General features: G+C 67.6%; 13 protein-coding genes and 3 pseudogenes. 9 read left to right on the top strand and 7 right to left on the bottom strand.

Going from position 1 to position 16,401, the window contains the following annotated elements; genetic code table 11:
* Positions 1–33: 33 nt before the first annotated feature.
* Both OG395_RS07630 and OG395_RS07625 read left to right on the top strand, forming a co-directional pair.
* Positions 34–504 (top strand): helix-turn-helix domain-containing protein, encoded by a 471-nt coding sequence (locus tag OG395_RS07630; RefSeq protein WP_327242201.1) that lies wholly within the window; start codon positions 34–36, stop codon positions 502–504.
* Positions 393–1,175: an IS630 family transposase gene (locus OG395_RS07625; RefSeq protein WP_327242200.1), complete on the top strand. Its 783-nt coding sequence runs from the start codon at positions 393–395 to the stop codon at positions 1,173–1,175. Before OG395_RS07630 ends, OG395_RS07625 begins: the two co-directional genes overlap by 112 nt.
* Before the next feature lie 469 nt (positions 1,176–1,644).
* Here the strand turns inward: OG395_RS07625 and OG395_RS58170 are convergent.
* Positions 1,645–2,086: pseudogene (locus OG395_RS58170) on the bottom strand (helix-turn-helix domain-containing protein); the annotation flags it as partial.
* A 450-nt stretch (positions 2,087–2,536) separates the two neighbouring features.
* Between OG395_RS58170 and OG395_RS07605 the strand changes: the two are divergent.
* The 3 genes from OG395_RS07605 to OG395_RS07595 all read left to right on the top strand — a co-directional run bounded on the left by OG395_RS07605 (position 2,537) and on the right by OG395_RS07595 (position 4,890).
* Positions 2,537–2,920 carry a hypothetical protein gene (locus OG395_RS07605; RefSeq protein ID WP_327241097.1) on the top strand — a complete coding sequence of 128 codons (384 nt, stop codon included), beginning with the start codon at positions 2,537–2,539 and terminating at the stop codon, positions 2,918–2,920.
* A 20-nt stretch (positions 2,921–2,940) separates the two neighbouring features.
* Positions 2,941–3,948, top strand: a complete 1,008-nt coding sequence (locus OG395_RS07600; RefSeq protein WP_327242197.1) for an IS3 family transposase — start codon at positions 2,941–2,943, stop codon at positions 3,946–3,948.
* An 81-nt stretch (positions 3,949–4,029) separates the two neighbouring features.
* Positions 4,030–4,890 (top strand): aminoglycoside phosphotransferase family protein, encoded by an 861-nt coding sequence (locus OG395_RS07595; protein ID WP_327249269.1) that lies wholly within the window; start codon positions 4,030–4,032, stop codon positions 4,888–4,890.
* A 284-nt stretch (positions 4,891–5,174) separates the two neighbouring features.
* On the opposite strand, the gene OG395_RS07590 is transcribed toward OG395_RS07595, so the two are convergent.
* Complete coding sequence (locus tag OG395_RS07590) at positions 5,175–6,320, bottom strand: hypothetical protein (RefSeq protein WP_327242196.1); 1,146 nt, start codon at positions 6,318–6,320, stop codon at positions 5,175–5,177.
* A 72-nt stretch (positions 6,321–6,392) separates the two neighbouring features.
* Positions 6,393–7,076: pseudogene (locus OG395_RS07585) on the bottom strand (IS701 family transposase); the annotation flags it as partial.
* Positions 7,077–7,602: 526 nt separating this feature from the next.
* On the opposite strand from OG395_RS07585, the gene OG395_RS07580 reads away from it, so the two are divergent.
* Positions 7,603–8,844: an IS110 family transposase gene (locus OG395_RS07580; RefSeq protein WP_327242195.1), complete on the top strand. Its 1,242-nt coding sequence runs from the start codon at positions 7,603–7,605 to the stop codon at positions 8,842–8,844.
* 21 nt (positions 8,845–8,865) lie between these two features.
* On the opposite strand, the pseudogene OG395_RS07575 reads toward OG395_RS07580, so the two are convergent.
* The 3 genes and pseudogenes from OG395_RS07575 to OG395_RS07565 form a co-directional block, all read right to left on the bottom strand.
* Positions 8,866–9,420, bottom strand: a pseudogene (locus tag OG395_RS07575) (IS701 family transposase); the annotation flags it as partial.
* A 156-nt stretch (positions 9,421–9,576) separates the two neighbouring features.
* Entirely contained in the window at positions 9,577–9,969 is a 393-nt protein-coding gene (locus OG395_RS07570) for a hypothetical protein (RefSeq protein WP_327242194.1), read from the bottom strand.
* A gap of 399 nt (positions 9,970–10,368) precedes the next feature.
* Positions 10,369–11,574 carry a hypothetical protein gene (locus OG395_RS07565; RefSeq protein WP_327242193.1) on the bottom strand — a complete coding sequence of 402 codons (1,206 nt, stop codon included), beginning with the start codon at positions 11,572–11,574 and terminating at the stop codon, positions 10,369–10,371.
* Positions 11,575–12,187: 613 nt separating this feature from the next.
* On the opposite strand from OG395_RS07565, the gene OG395_RS07560 reads away from it, so the two are divergent.
* Positions 12,188–13,477, top strand: a complete 1,290-nt coding sequence (locus tag OG395_RS07560; RefSeq protein WP_327242192.1) for a DUF4241 domain-containing protein — start codon at positions 12,188–12,190, stop codon at positions 13,475–13,477.
* Between the two features lie 175 nt (positions 13,478–13,652).
* Complete coding sequence (locus OG395_RS07555) at positions 13,653–14,054, top strand: SMI1/KNR4 family protein (RefSeq protein WP_327242191.1); 402 nt, start codon at positions 13,653–13,655, stop codon at positions 14,052–14,054.
* Between the two features lie 164 nt (positions 14,055–14,218).
* Here OG395_RS07555 and OG395_RS07550 read toward each other — a convergent pair whose 3' ends face one another.
* Positions 14,219–15,151: a DMT family transporter gene (locus tag OG395_RS07550; protein ID WP_327242190.1), complete on the bottom strand. Its 933-nt coding sequence runs from the start codon at positions 15,149–15,151 to the stop codon at positions 14,219–14,221.
* A gap of 40 nt (positions 15,152–15,191) precedes the next feature.
* Between OG395_RS07550 and OG395_RS07545 the strand changes: the two genes are divergently transcribed.
* Positions 15,192–15,716, top strand: a complete 525-nt coding sequence (locus OG395_RS07545; protein WP_327242189.1) for a MarR family winged helix-turn-helix transcriptional regulator — start codon at positions 15,192–15,194, stop codon at positions 15,714–15,716.
* Positions 15,717–16,401: the final 685 nt, after the last annotated feature.

Below are 16,401 nucleotides of genomic sequence, written 5' to 3'. Positions count from 1 at the left end.
GTTCCTTCCCTTTTGCCAGACAGGACTGTCGTCATGGGTTCGCAGAAGAAGCGGCCGGTCAGTTTGACCGCGCAGGATCGTGAGGATCTGGTCCGGGTGACCACGACAGGTGTTCGTGGGGCCTCGATGATCATGCGTGCGCGGGTGCTGCTTGCGCTGGACAGCTCGGTGGGTGAGGTGGACACCAAGGAGGTGATCGCGGCCCGGCTCGGCGTCTCCGGTGAGACGTTGCGGCTGGTCGCCAAGCGTTTCACCGAGACCGGTGGCGATGTGCACGCCACGATCGCGCGGAAGAAGCGCGACCTCCCACCGGTGCCCTCGCCGGTGACCGGCGAGGTCGAAGCCCGGCTGATCGCGATGGCGTGCTCACAACCACCCCAGGGCTATACCCGGTGGTCCCTGCGGCTGCTGGAGAAGCACGTCGCGCTGGTCGAGGACATCCCCGACCTGGACCACTCCACCATCGGGCGGGTCTTAAAAAAACGGAACTGCGTCCTCACCTGAGAAAGTGCTGGACCATCCCACCACGAGCGAACGCGGAGTTCGCGGCCCGGATGGAAGACGTGCTGGCCGTCTATGCCCGGCCCTACGATCCGGCACGTCCCGTGGTGTGCATGGACGAGAAGCCCTACCAACTCCTCGACCATGCCCGCGACCCGCTCCCGGCCCGCCCTGGTCACGACGCCTGCCAGGACAGCGAGTACATCCGCCGCGGCACGTGCTCGATCTTCGTGTGGGTCGAACCCCTGCGCGGATGGCGTCGAGTCCAGGCACTGTCCCAGCGGACCCGGATCGACTGGGCCGGCCAGGTCAAACAGTTACTGAGCGTGGACTACCCCGACGCCGAGGCCGTGGTGCTGGTGATGGACAACCTCAACACCCACGGCATCGCCTCACTGTACGAGGCATTCGAACCAGAAGAGGCCTTCGCCCTGGCCCAACGCCTCGAGATCCACCACACACCCAAGCACGGGTCATGGCTCAACATCGCCGAGATCGAACTCTCCGCGCTGACCCGGCAATGCCTCGACCGCCGGATCAGCAACCTCGACAACCTCAACACCGAACTCTCAGCCTGGCAGAACGCCACCAACACCGACCAACGTCAGGTGAACTGGCAGTTCACCACCCACGACGCACGCATCAAACTGCGCCACCTCTATCCCAAAAATTAGCTGCGACGGTCTACTAGCAGACAGCGCCGCACGCCAGACTCAGAGCTGGCGCATAGTCGCCTTGTCATAAACTCGCCGACTTCCCGGCACAGGAGCACCGCCACAGGCTGTTCGGCCATGGCGCGCAGGGGCGCCCTTGTTGCCAGTGCTGACTGACCCCGAAGACGACGGCAGGTCAGCAGGTCGCTGTGGGCCGCTGCTTAGCGTGTGCAGATCACGAGTTTCGGCAGCACCTGCACTGGGGGTTCGGGCACTGTTCGGATCCGGAGGAGGGTAACTGACTGCCTGGCTGCCTGTGGGGCTCGGGAGGTCGTCGCTGCAGGTCAGGTGGCGTAGCGGTACTCGTTGATGACGCCGCCGAGGACGCGGGTCCGCAGGAGTCGGCGGCCTTCGGACTCGTGCACGGCGATGGACTGCTGGTCGGCGCCGGGCGGCAGTTGGTTGAGGGTCTGGTGGGGGCTGGTGTTCGTGTGAGGAACTCCGTCCAGGTCGGGCCGGTACGGCGCGGGGCCGGGTCGATGCCGGCCGTGTGGAGGATCTCCCAGGCCGTGGAGGCTGCGATCGGATACCCAAGTCGGGCCAGTTCGCCCTGGATCCGCCTGTGCCCCCATCGCGGGTTCTCCCGGGCAAACTGCAGGATCAGCTTCCTGAGGGCGGCACTGGTCGGTGGCCGTCCGGTGCGGGCGCGTCGGGCGCTGCAGTCCCACTTCGCGGCGATGAACCTGTGGGGCGGCCAGTCAGAACCGGTCTGCGGGCTCGTAGCGGACCGGGCCGGCGATCTGACGCCGTAGCACCGCATTCTCATGCTGGAGCACGAGCAACTCGGCTTCCTTGGAAGTGTCGCGGCCCAGCAGCACCCCAAGAACGGACAGCAGCTTGCGGGCCACCGTGTACAGCATCAAGAGGATCACGGCGGACATGGTCCCAGCCGAGAACGCTCCACCATCCCGACCTGCGACGATGACTTTACGAGCCCCGCAGACGACCACCGGCCAGCTCCACGACCTGTTGCGGCCCCACGCGGCACGGCAGACCGTCTCCACGCCGTTGAACGAGCTGCGCCACAAGCACCTGGTGGACTACACGGTGCTGCCGCACTCCAACCGGCGCCCACCTGGCGTTCGTCGCCGATGCCCGCAGGCGCGGGGACGAGCACGGCCACCTGGATGGGACGCCCGAGGTCTCTCGCCCGCTCAGCTTGATCTTTAAGGCTGCTGCTCGGCCCCGTCGTGTCTAGGTGTATCCGTTTTGCGCCGTTTCTTTCCGACTGGGTGGCGGGGTGCCCCTCTCTGTCAGCCTCGGGTGAGACGTCCCGTTCTGCGGGGTTAGCCTGAGAGGGCACGACAGGAGAACCGCCCCTTATGCCCAGCACTGAGCCCGTCGGGTCCGACCCGGCACCGAGGCCGAAGCGCCGTACCTTCACCTCGGAGTACAAACTGCGGATCGTCGCCGAGTACGACGCCGCGCCCAGGAACGAGAAGGGCGCGGTCCTGCGCCGGGAACGCCTCTACCACTCGCATGTCAAGGAGTGGCGGGCCGCCCGGGATGCCGGGGCCCTGGAAAACCTGGTCGACCGCCGGACCAGCCCCGCCCGCACGAAGAAGTCCGCCGCGGAGGTGGAGAACGAGAAGCTGCGACAGCAGGTGGAGCGGCTGCAGAAGGACCTGGCCCGGAACAAGGCCGCACTCGAGGTGATGGGAAAAGCCTCCGCGCTCTTGGAAATGATCTCCGAGAGCGCGGACTGAAACACGCCACCGACCCCGTGGTGGACACCGCGTTCACCGGCGTTCAGGGCCAGCTGGGCATCACGGCCGCGTGCCGGCTGACAGGCCGCTCCCGGGCCACCCACTACCGCAGGCTCAAGCCCCCGACCGACCGCACGCCCCGCTCCCACGTCCAGGCCCAGCCCTCGGCGCTGACGGATCAAGAGCGTTCGGCAGTACTGGAGTTGATGAACAGCGCCGAGTACGTGGAGCTGCCGCCCGCGCAGATCTGGGCCCGTGAGCTGGACGCGGGCCGCTATCACTGCTCGGTCTCCACGATGTACCGGATCCTGCGTGACAAGGGCCAGTCCGGCGAGCGTCGCCGTCAGGCCACCCACCCGGCCAAGACCGTGCCCGAACTGGTCGCCACCGCCCCATCCCAGGTCTTCACCTGGGACATCACCAAGCTCGCCGGACCGGCCAAGGGCACCTGGTACCACGCCTACGTCGTCATCGACATCTTCAGCCGCTACATCGTCGGCCACACCGTCGAACGCGCCGAATCAGCAGAGCGTGCCGAGGAGTTGATCCGGGACACCATCGAGCGCAACGGCATCGTGCCCGAGACCGCCCACGCCGACCGGGGCACCTCAATGACCTCCAAGAAGGTCTCTCAGCTGCTGATCGACCTCGGCGTCACCCGCAGCCATTCCCGGCCGAAAGTCTCCAATGACAACCCCTACAGCGAGGCCCATTTCAAGACCACCAAGTACATGTCCGACTACCCCGAGCGGTTCGATTCCCTGGCCCACGCCCGTGATTGGTTCGACGCGTTCATCGCGTACTACAACCACGAGCACCGGCACTCGGGCATTGGATGGCACACGCCCGCCAGCGTCCACTTCGGCACCGCCGAGGAGGTCCGCGACCAGAGAGCCGTCACGCTCGCCGAAGCGTTCGCCCGCCACCCCGAACGCTTCGGTCGCCGCCCCACACCGCCCGAGATACCCCAGCAAGCGTGGATCAACGACCCCGCCAAGCGCAGGGAAACCACACCACAGATCTCATAGCCACACAAATGTCTCACTGGACTTGAAATTCACCGGGTTGGCATCGCCCTCGCTCATCTATGCCAGGATTCGAGGGTGGATATGACCGACGTCACGCGTGCGATCGCGGCTGCGACTTCGGTCGCCGCATCGCTCGACCTGCCAGCCAACGATGCAATCGCTCTCCACAACTCGAACAAGCTGGCACTGCGGCTGACGCCATGCGACGTCTTTGCCCGGGTCGCCCCTGTGGGACAAGAGGTTGCACAGTTCGAAGTCGATCTCGCTCAGCGGCTCACCGAGATCGGATGCCCGGTGTGTCCCTTGGAGCCTCGGGCGAACCCGCGTGTGTACACGCACGATGGCTTCGCAGTGACGCTGTGGACCTACTACGAGCCCGTGACACCTCACACCTCACCAGTCGACTATGCCAAGGCGCTGGAGCAGCTGCACGCCGGCATGCGCAAGGTCGATGTGCCGAGCCCGAGGTTCACGGACCGGATCACGGAGGCGGAAGAAGTTGTCGCCGACCCGGATCGCTCGCCGGAGCTCACCGACGCGGACCGCGTGTTCCTCAGCGGCAGGCTAGCAAGCCTGCGACGAGCGATCGACGACCGCGGCGCCGTGGAGCATCTGCTCCACGGCGAGCCGCATCCAGGCAATGTGCTCAGCACGAAGAACGGCCCGTTGTTCATCGACCTTGAGACGTGCTGCCGTGGACCCGTCGAGTTCGATCTCGCCCATGTTCCCGAGGCGGTCTGCGAGCACTACCCAAGCGTTGACCAAGGGCTGCTGGACGAGTGTCGGCAGCTCGTTATCGCGATGGTCGCCGCGTGGCGTTGGGAGCTTGGCGACCAGTTTCCGAATGGGAGGCGATTCGGAGAGGAATTCCTGCGCTTGCTGCGCGAGGGCCCTCCTTGGCCGACACTCGACACAGTGACCAGGCGACTGGATGGTCTGTAGAAATCGCCGAAGGTCACGTGAAAGCGGCAAGGAACCAAGCGACGAGACTGTCGCCGTTGCAACCCCATGCGCGCCGGCCTCGCTGCCGCGCTGAACCATGGCGCCGGTGCCAACAAACGTGGCAATTCATTACAGATGCCAAGAATCTTGGCCAGACGGTGCCAACTAGCGTGGCCAGGCTGTTGGGAGCCCCAGGTCACACAGCCCGATTAGTGCCAACTATCGTGGCCCGGCACAGCAGACTCTCCTGTCGTCCGCCTGGACGGCAGGCATTGCTGCGTTCGTCAGCGCTGTAGCCGTCGACGGGTGTCGGTGATGAACGCCGCCCACCGGCTGTCCTTGCGGAAGTTGAAGTCGGAGACGGTCCGGTCAAGGTTCATCAACGTGCTAAGGAAGCCGCCGAGGCCCGGCAGCAGCTTGTTGCCGGCCACGCCGACGGCCATGCTCCCGAGGGTGCGGAGCATGGCTGGCCTATGCACCATCTGGAACGATTCCGCCTGATAGTCGGCGATGAGCAGTTCCACTTGTGCGGCGAGTGTCTCCGCCGTGCCTCCTTGAGAGGGCTGGCCAGCGAGGAAGGCCTGCAATTCCTTCACCCGTTTGTCCTTGCGCAGGTCATCGATGTACTCGTGGTAGGCACCGCGAGGCCCCAACGCGTCCGTGGTGCGCAGGTGGAGGACCTGCTCAATCCCCGCGATCTTGTAAGTGTCGAAGTACTTGCTGGTGTCCTTCACGGGGACGAGCTGGCCGTTTTCCACTGCCTGGATGATCTGCCCGTCTTCCGCGATGACGAGCTGGCCGTTGATTTGAGTGACGACGCGCTGGGGGGCGAGCTGCATGATCGACCCGCTGTTGACGATGCACTCCATGGGGCCAAGCTGCAGGGCGTCGGCGACCAGCCAGTCGGCCATTTGGTCGAAGTCGACACGCACACGGTCGTAGAAGGTGGAACCGCTGCGGAAGCTGTTGGGCTGCAGGACGCACTGGTGGCCAGCTGTCTCCATGGCGGTGGCAATGTGCTGCTGCAGATACTGCGCCTGGTGTTCCTGCCGCTGCTGCCGCAGCCGCCAGTCGGGCCCGTACTCACAGGCCCAGTTCATGAAGGCGGGGTCAATTTGATTACCGGGGTCCTTCATGTCGAGGTCAGGATCCTTGGCCCGGGCGGTCACCGAGGAGAATCCGAGAGACTGCTCGATGACGGGGTCTTCATAGATGTCGGGGGGAATGGGCGGAAAGCTCTGCCGGGCCTGCTCGTAGGCTTCCGCGGCGATGCTCAGCAGGGCCGAGTCGTCCTCTACGAAGTGAACGAAGTTCAGCTCTTGCATGTCTGCAGGGCAGTCCTGCCTTCTGAGGAACCACAGTTCGTCGTAGCAGAGCATCAGCCCCACCGCGTTCTCCAGGACCGCGTTGGGCTCGTCCTTGCCTCGCACTTGATGTCGGTTCGCCAGGTCGTAGTAAGCCGGAGCGAACCGGCCTAGTACTCCAGCCGTAGATCGTGATCTTCATGTCTGGTGCGCGGCTTGTCGGCGGTAATGGCTGGCCTGGGCTCGGGCTTGGTGGCGGCGTCGCCAGGCGGACCAGCCGAGCCGGTGGGCTGCGTCGTGCATGGGCTGGACGACGAGCGTGGTGAACAGTCGCTGGATTTCGTTGCAGGTGAGCGGGATCAGCCTGTCCGGGGCGGGATGGTGGGCGTGTTCGTCGGCGCGGACGACGGCGAGGAAGGCGTGGGCGAGCATGGCCAGGGTGACCCAGCGCGACCAGGAGGTGAAGCGGCGGACCTGGTGCTCGTCCAGTCCGGCCAGGCCCTTTCCGGACTGGAAGGTCTCCTCCACCCGCCATCTTGACCCGGCGACGCGGACCAGCGTGGCCAGGGGCGCCGGGGTGGGCGAGAAGCAGCGGTAGTAGGCCAGTTCACCGGTGGTGCGGTTGCGGCGGATCAGCAGCTGGTGGCTGCCAGGGCGGGGTTCGGCCAGGTCGATGACGGCCCAGTCGTAGAAGCGCTGCCCCTTGTCGCCTGCCCCCGCCGACAGCTTCTGCCAGACCCGGTTGGGCACCTTCGCGGCCAGCACGTCCGCGCGGAACTTTCCAGCACCGGTAGTGACTTCGGCCGAGCAGGCGACGGCGAGCACGTAACCGACACCGCGCTCTTCCAGCGGGGAGCGCAGCTTCGGGTTGCCGCCGTAGACCTAATGGGCAATGAAGAGAGGCCCGCTCCCCGCATAACCGGCCCGCCAGACTTGGACCGAGAGAGCGGAGTCACGCTTCGACGCAGGGAAGGCAGAGGACGGTACTGGGGGAACCGCACCGTAGACCAGGGGCTCGACCCCTGAGATGAGACTCGGTCCCCCGTATCGCCGTCTGCCCCCGCCCTCTCGGCCGCGGTGCCGGACGCCGACGTCGGCGCGACGCCTACCGAACACCTGGGCTCAAGCCTCGAAGAAGACCGGCGGGTGCCGACGCTGGCGGCCGGCACCGTGACCGAGCACATGATCGGACCGTTGATGCTTGTGGTCCGAGCCGCCCGCAGGGAGCACCTCTTCCGTGTTCGGGAGCCGCCGAGCTCTCGCCAAGACCGAGGACCCTGCGGGTCGCTGGGGTCACGAACGGCTAATCGGATGACGGGCCATCGAGCCCTGCCATTAGGGAGACGCGTGCCCCGCACGGCTGTGACCAGCCACGACAGGCAATTCGACCGAGAGGACGTGAACCGCTTTGAAGGTGTCCTGCGGCATCGACTGGGCCAGCGACCACCACGACGCCGCCATAGTCGACAACACCGGATCGTTACTGGCCAAGGCCCGGATCGACGACACCGCCGAGGGACTCGCCGAGCTCCTGCAGCTCCTCGCCGAGCACGGCGACACCGCCGAGGCCCCCGTCCCGGTGGCCATCGAGACCTCCCGCGGTCTGCTGGTCGCCTGCCTGCGCGCGGCCGGCCGCCCCGTCTACGCGATCAACCCGATGGCCGCCGCCCGCTACCGCGACCGCCACGCGGTCTCCCGCAAGAAGTCCGACCACCTCGACGCCATGGTGCTGGCGAACATCCTGCGCACGGATGCCGCCGCCCACCGCCAGCTGCCCGCCGACACCGAACTCGCCCAGGCCGTCGCGGTCCTCGCCCGCGCCCAGCAGAACGCCGTGTGGGACCGCACCCAGGCCGCCAACAAGCTCACCTCGCACTTGCGCGAGTACTTCCCCGGCTTCCTCGCCGCGGTCGGCGTCCGCCGCGAGGGGGTGTGCCACCCAATCGCCCGCACCCTGCTGGCCGCCGCCCCCACCCCCGAACAGGCCGCCCGCCTCACCCGCGCCCAGCTGCGGTCCCTGTTGAAGAAGGCCGGCCGAAAGAACACCCTCGACGCCGAGGCCGACCGGCTCCATGCCGCACTCCGCCTGCCCCAGATGCGCCACCTCCCCCTGGTCGAGCAGGCGATGGGACGCCAGACGCTCGCGCTGCTGCGGCAGATGGAGGCCGCCTGCACCAGCGCCGACGACCTCGCCGAGGCCGCGGTGGAGTCTTTTGAGAAGCACCCGGACGCCGAGATCATCACCAGCTTCCCAGGGCTCGGCACTCTCAGCGGCGCCCGGGTGCTCGCCGAGATCGGCGACGACCGATCCCGCTTCACCGACGCCAAGGGCCTGAAGGCCTACGCCGGGTCGGCCCCGATCACCAGGGCCTCGGGCAAGAGCGTGGCCGTCCTGGCCCGCCGGGTCAAGAACCAGCGGCTGGCCGGCGTCGGCTACATGTGGGCCTTCGCCGCTATGTCCCACTCCGACGGCGCCCGAGCCCACTACGACCGCCGCCGCAAGGCCGGAGACCGCCACACCGCCGCCCAGCGCAACCTCTTCAACCGCATGCTCGGCTGCCTCCACCACTGCCTCACCCGCCGCGTCTGCTACAGCGAGACAGTCGCCTTCCCTGCATGCTCAGACGCTCAACTCACGGAGGCCGCTTGACAGATCTTCCGCATCGGATGTCTCGTCCCCCGCGACCCAGCCCACGCGGTGCCCGGCGTCAAGGAACCGGCCGATCATGCGGGCGGCCAGCTCCGGCTTGGTGGCGAAGGCGGTGTCCTCGGCCAGGCCCGCGGCTCGGCAGCGGGCCGGGTCGCACGTCCACGAGCGCGGAATGTACAGCTCCCGGTCCACCGCCGCGTGCCCGTGGCGGCCTGCGTAGACGAGGTAGACGGCGACCTGCGCGTTTTCGATCCTCCCGGCGGTACCGGTGTATTGGCGCTGGACACCGACGGTGTGCGTGCCCTTCTTCACGTCCCCGGTCTCGTCGACCACCAGCACCGCGTCCTCGTCGCGCAGGTGCTCCAGCACGTACTCCCGCACATCATCGCGCACTACGTCGGCATCCCACCTGGCACGGCCAAGCAAGTGCTGCATGCCGTCCGGGGTGGCCTCCCCGACCCACTCGGCGATGCTCCAGCAGTTCTTACGTGGCAGGTCCGACAGCAGCCCCAGCACCAAGTCCCGTACCCGACGCCGTGGCTCCACTCGCGCGAACCGGCCCGCTATCCGGCCCATCAGAACTTCGAACGCCTCCTGCCAACGGGCAAGATCTACGCTGTGCCCCGCGGCCACCGCCTGATCATCTGTCTTCACACGCCGATGATCACCGGTGGCCGCACCAGTCTGCGGTCCACTCAGCTTCGAGCGTTCACGTTGGCGTGGAGGTCTTGCTCATCCTCTACGCCCGCGCCTTCGTGCGCCCGACCGCCAAAGAATCAACGGCATTCCCACGGCGAATGCCGCCTCGACTGCCGCCAGAATCAAGAATCCTTGGGCGGTGCCCGCGGACAAGGTGATCCCCAAGGCAACCACAGCACCGGCAGAGATCCCCAACGACGGCCGCCAGTCGTCGGTACGGATCACCGTCCAGCCCAGCGCGACCAGCGAAACAGCCGTGATGACGCAGACGGCAAAATGCCAGCCGTAGCCGTCCGGCACGCCACACACCCGACTTCGGCCGCTGAACCCCCAGTCGCACCCGCCCTCGACAAGCCCGGTCAGCCCCCAGCCGAACGCGATAGCCATGCACAGCCCATAGAGGGCTCCCCACCCTTTGCTGTTCATGCCCGGATCCTACGGGCGGCCTTCCCGGCGGACACGCCCCTGCACTTGGGCGCGGCCTCAGGACCCATGCCCGGACCACCAGCGGCGCACGGTGCTCCACGTCCAGATCCACGTCCCCGAGTGCCGGCCGCCGCATTACTGCCGCCACCAGCCGCCGCATCTGCGACTGAGCACGGGACCGCCAACTGAAGCGTCCAGTACACCAACGGGCAAGATCACATCTACGGCTGGAGTACTAGGCAGGAGAACCAGCGCGGCCTGGCTCAGTGCCGTGACGGGGCCACTGTGAGCGATCGATCAGCAGCCTGTCACCGCAGTCGTATGACGCAGTGAGCGCGATCGTCAAAGATCTCGACCAGCCAGTCGGAGACAGTAGCTCCGCGGCGTTGCCCGGTTGGGTCAGTGACCTGCAAGGGCGTTCTCTGGGTCCATGACCTGCGCCAGCAGCCCGTAGTACTGACTGGTGCGGCTCTCGAAGTCCGCCCGTGCGGACAGGCCGAGGTTCCGGTCGTCCGGTACGCGCAGCAGGTCGACGGATGTCTGGGCGAAGCGGGCGGGGAGTCCTTCCTGTTCGGCGATGGCCATGAGGGAGCGCAGCTCGGTGACGGCGGAGCGGGCGATCTCGCGCTGTTCCCGGCTGCCGCGCAGCATGCTCCGGTACCCGGATGCGGGTTCGGCCTCGGTGAGGGCCCGTTCGAGCTCGGTGGCGAGTTCCTCGCCGGCGCGTGCGGTCTGGTGGGCCTCGGCCCCGGCCTCCAGCAGGACTTGCAGCGCGACGAGCAGGGCGACGGTGTGCGGTCCGGGGGTGGTGGGATCGACGCGCACCGACAGGGTGGCCTCGATGTCGTCGGCGAGGCGGCGGGCGGCGGCATGGGCGTGTTCGGCCGAGCTGCGGTCCATGCCCATGTGCCCCAGACCCAGCACTCCGGCGTCGAGTACATCGCGCGCGGTGCGGGCGCCGGCCGCCTCCACATCCTGCATCGCCCGGCTGACCGATGCTTCCTTGAACAGTCGCGCGACGGGGACAGCGCTCAGCTTCGCGTCGATCTGCTCGCGGCGCAGCGCGTTCCACGTCACGCGCACGGCATGGCGAGCCTGTGCGTGGTCCCGGGCTACCTGGTCAGCGACCTCGTACAACTTCCGTGCCCTTGCCACGGTCTTGGGGCGTACGCCGGCCAGGCGTATCGAGGCGCGGATGTTTCCCCCGATGAGGCCGACGGCTATCAGGGCCAGTCCGATCAGCACGAGCGCGTCGGACAGGCCGTAGGACTCCTTGTCCTCGAGCGACGGCTCCAGGTCGCCCTTGTGCTGGCCTTCGGTGAACATGAAGCCGCTCTCCCAGCCGTACCCCGTGTCCTCGTCGTAGTTCGGTGGCTTGAGCAGCGCACCACGGTCCGGACCGCACTGGTAGGCGGTCTCACGCCAGCGACCCCCGTCGCTGTACGGGTCGTTCCAGCGAACCGTGCACCGGCCGTCAGGCTTCTCGCTGATCACGGTGAGGTCGATCTGCCGCGTATCGGGATACGACGCGTAGAGGTACGCCGACCAACCGAACAGCAAAACGCCGAGCGTCAGTACCCAGCGAAAGAACGGCCGGTGCCGCATAGTGTCTCCCCCTCTTACCCCGGCCACTGCGTGGCCAGCCCCGAGTTCATAATCTGCCCGCCCGGCACCTTTACTCAAGCCTTCAACGGCCTCTCTTGCGCGACGACCGCTACGCCTCGCCCCAGTCATCGCGGACCGCGCAGAACCCGAGAATCGACCAAATCAGCGCCATCGTGCCGCTCTGCGAGCCACCTCCGGGTCGACGGCGGGTCCGGGCTCGGAGCGACACATTGAGCGTGTACTTGGCCGGACGGGCCATCTACGGCGCTCAGTCACACCACTTGTGACCGAGCGCGATACCTGGCCCTTGAGCGCGACAGGTGGCCCACTGCGCTTTTCAGTTGGCACCGATGGGCTTGCCGGGTTCACCAACCCTCTGGTTTGCGCGAATGCAGACCCGCGTAGCTCGGCGAGATGAGGACAGCGAGGCCCCGGATCCAGTCGCCAGCCGCGAGATCGACGGGGCGCCCCGTACTCCAAGCTGATCGCAGGCCCGTCCCCCCTTCCCTCTGGGCGCTGCGGCCCGGCCGCTGCCCGGCCCGGTAGGGCCGTTGTCACAGACGGCGGTTACGTTGCAGCTCAGCACGTAAGCGAGCGGGAGCGGGGAGCGGCAATGGTGGTCGAGGTGGAGTACGCGCAGGCGTGGGACCTGGAGGCCCGCTTGCCCTGGCGGCCGATATCAGTGGGGGAGGCTCGTGAGCGGGATGCCGCCGGCCTTCCGTACGTGGTGGTGTACCGGGCGGCGGGCCGGGAGGCTCCACTGGAGGTCCGGCTCGTTTCCTGGCGGGACCACTATGTCGGGCTGTGGGTCTACGACTCTCAGGGCCGCCGTACCTACGACCTGGACATGCGGCTGCTGGACGACCCGGCGCGGCTGCTGCGCCGGTACACCGTCGGCTGGAGCTACACCGGCCCGGAGATGGCGGAATTCGACGAGGCGTGTCCGCGCGTCACCGTGGAGCTCTTCCCGGACGGGAGGGGCCGGCGGACGGAAGAGCCCCAGGGCAAGGGCGGGGGCTCGTACGTCACCGTGCCCAGGGTCCGCGACGACGAGCGCTGGACGGACCGGCCTGTCTGCGGGGAGTGGCCGCTGCTCTCGGCCCAGGTCCATGGGCTCACGGAACCGCCGGTCTTCGTGATCACCGAGGCGGCCAACGACAGTAGCGGCCTCGCGCCCGCCACCTGCTGGCGTCCGCCCCGCCCCGCGCAGCCCGGGCCGATCACTGAGCTGTTCCGGCCCGGCGTGCGTGTGACCGACGGGTACCACCCCGAGATGACGGTCGTGGAGCCGCGTCGGATCGGAGCTCTGCGCGTGCCTAGCGGGCTGCTGGCCGTCTCCGGCCCGGACAGCGACGACGGCAAGGGGCCGCACATCACGGTCCCCGTCCCGCCAGGGGAGTACGTACTGGACGAGGCGCAGGCCCGCCACACCTACCATTGCGAGTGGGAGGGGAGCCAGGTCACGCGTACGGACACCATGGCCGTCCGCGTGCTCGTCAGCGACATCCCCGCCGCGACCTGGGAGATGGCCCTCCGGCCCGACGACGACCCCCGCTTGCTCCGGGAGAACGGGATCTTCGGCTTCGACACCGACGGTGCCACGGGCTGCTTCGCTGACGCCGGGGCCTGGGAGCCGCTCCTCGCGCTCTTCGAGAAAGGGCTGATCCAGGGAGACCCGGACCTGGACCCGAACGTGTACGAGGACATCAACGACTCCATGTACCTGCTGCGCACCCGGGACCAGGCTTCCGGCGGCGAGCTGGCGGCCTTCGCGACGACAGGGGACGGCACCTATCCCGTCTGGGTCGGCCGTTCCGAGGCCGGCGAGGTGGTCGGGGTCGTGGTGCTGGTGGAGGGGATGCCCGAGCTGCTCCCGGAGAGCGGAGCTACCGCCGTTGCCTGACGTGACCTACGCGTGGCCCCGGGACCCAGCGTCACGTACCGCCAGGCGGGACCTGTCCCCGACGAGGTGCCGGCGGACGAGCGAAACTTCCCCTCCTTCGGAAGCGAGTCCTGCTCACCGCAGCTCAGGGCAGCCGCCGCCACCAGGCCTGACCCGGCCTTGATAGAACGGCCTCATGAGTTCGAACGGCGACCAGATCGCGCAGGCCGAGTGCCGCTTCGGAGTCCGATTTCCCGAGGACTACCGACACTTCCTGGCCAAGGAAGGGAGCATGGCCCGGTTCGTTCCTCCTGCGGACGACTTCCTGATGATCAATGCCCCAGCGGAGCTCATCGAAGTCAATGAGGCTGGCGACTTCCAGGAACGCTTCCCCGGGAGCGTCGTCATCGGCGGGGACGGAAGCCGAGAAATGCTCACCTACGACTTTCGGCAGGACCCCCCGTCTCTGGTCCTGCTCGACGTCTCCGCTCAGGACTGGTCGTCCGCCATCCAACAGGCAACTTCGTTCTCTGCCCTGCTCGAGCAGTTCCCCGAAACCGGATGGAATTGGGACGACTCTGAGCCCTCGCCCTCCTGACAGGCGTCGTCACGAAATTTGTGCCTGATCCCGACTTGGATCTGGTGCAAATTCCGTGAGCTGATGACTGTCCGTCAAGCTGGTGGCGTGTGATGTGATGGCGGAACTTCACATGTCCTCTACGGATCCGTGGTGGGGCGCGCTGGCCTCCCCACGCCTGATTCTCACGGGGGCTTGCGCATCGAGGGCGCTCCCGCGGGACACTCGCCGGATACCGGATGGGGAGGTGTCTGACTGCTGTTGCGTCGGCCCGCACGCTTGGGCTGACCCAGGACGACTCCGGCCGCGACCATGACCAGTCCGCACAGTTGCTGAACGGTCACCACCTCTCCGGCGACCGCTGTGCCGAGCAGCACGCCTGTAACGGGGTTGAGCAGTCCGATCAGTCCGACTGTCCCCGCAGGCAGGTGCCGCAGCCCGGTGAACCAGGCGGCGAAGGCCAGCGCGGTGGCGACCAGGGCGACGTAGCCGAACGCGAGGAGCGTTGATGGGGAGAGCGCGGGCGGAGGGCCCTCCACGGCCGCGGCGACGGGGAACAGGAACACACCCCCGGCGGTGAGTTGCCAGGCGGTCGAGGCAAGCACATCGGTACCGTCGCTCCACCGTTTGGCCAGGATGTGGCCGAAGGACGACACCAGCATGGCGGCGGCCGAGGCGAGGACTCCCGGCACGCTCACCCCTTCCACCCCCGTGAGCAGCATGAGACAGACCCCGCCGAATCCGATCGAGGCGCCGGCCAGATGGGCGGTCCGGGGCCGTTCGGACACCAGGGGCCAGGCGATGAGCATCATCGTCAGTGGGGACATCGCCATGACGGTTGAGGCGACGCTCGTCGGAAGCAGTTGGGAGGCGGCGTAGACGAGGACGAAGAACACGCTCATGTTGAGCAGCCCGAGCACCGCGGACCGCCCCCACCACGCGCCGTGCGGCCGCTGCCTGCACAGGGCCAGCAGGACTAGGCCGGCGGGCAGCGCCCGCAGGGCGGCCCCGTACAGCGGGTGGTCGGCCGGCAGGAACTCGTGTGTGACGAAGTAGTTGGTCCCCCAGGCCACCGGTGCGACTGCGGTCAGTGCCGCCCAACGCATATTGGCTTCCATGGAAGACAATATAGCTTCCTGGGAAGCTACTATGGAGTCCATGGAGCACCGTCAACCGCTGGACCGAGTGGCCCGCATCCAGGCCGACTGGCGCCTCGAACGGCCCGACGTCGACGTCAGCCCGCAGGGCGTGATCGGCCGACTGCACCGTCTGGCCGACCTGCTCACCGAGGAGCTCTGCCTCGTCTACGGCCGCTACGGTCTCAGCGAGGGAGAGTTCGACGTCCTGTGCGCACTGCGCCGCGCCGGTGAGCCCTACGAGCGGGCACCCGGCGAGCTCGCAGCGCACACCATGGTCACCACCGGCGCAATGACGAAGAGAATCGACCGCTTGGAGCGAGCCGGACTCGTCACCCGCCGCCGTTCAGACGACGACCAACGCGGCCGGATCGTCGCCCTCACCAGACCTGGACGCGAACTCATCGACCGGGCGTTCACCGACCACATGCACAACGAACGCCACCTGCTGGATCTGCTGACACCAGCTGAAGCCAAGACACTTGAAATGCTGCTCACCACCTGGCTCTCCCGCATGGAACATCCGCGTCCTGCCAACAGCGAGTGACTCACCATCCCTCCGGGCTGCGACCAGCGCCCTGGAGGCTCACGCGGAAGTCCTCAGGAGCAGAGCGGACCCGCTCCGTCCACCGGGTGCAGACGGGACAGACGGCCCCGGTGGGGTCCACCGGGCCTCGACGCGGACCGCCTCGCTATCCCATGTGGACGGCCGCGACCGCGCCGCCAGGGACCGATAGGTAGTGGCGGCCTTTGCGGGTCCTCGCCGTCCAGCACTCGCCCCGCCCGCTGACCCGGCACCGGGCGATGTGGCATCGGCCACGGACAAACCCGCCCAGTCGATAGCCAGTCCAGGGCAAATGGGACACCACCCGGGCGTGACGAGTAGACCGCGGACAAGCGGTGCTTCCTCACGGTGGCTCCGGCCCGTACGCCTCGCGCTTGCGGGCCGGACCTGTCACCGATCCGGCCCTGCCTGGCCGGAGAAACCGAGGACGCGATGACCACGGCCCCCACCCCGGCGACCCCACCGACCACGGCGGACAACGCTGCCACAGCCGGCCCGCAGCAAGCCCCACGATGAGCCCCGCTCCCAGCCACATAGCCTCCAGCCGCCGTCTGGCGGTTGTCGCTGATCAGACCCCCTCTTCGCCCACCCCGGCCGTTTGCAACTCCGCTTCTCCGAGCATTGAACTGCCTGGAGAAGCGTCCCGGCCCCGCACGAGCGCCAAGGC

The organism is Streptomyces sp. NBC_01320 (assembly GCF_035974375.1).
Lineage (GTDB): Bacteria > Actinomycetota > Actinomycetes > Streptomycetales > Streptomycetaceae > Streptomyces > Streptomyces yanii.
This window is presented reverse-complemented; position numbering and strand designations above follow the sequence as displayed.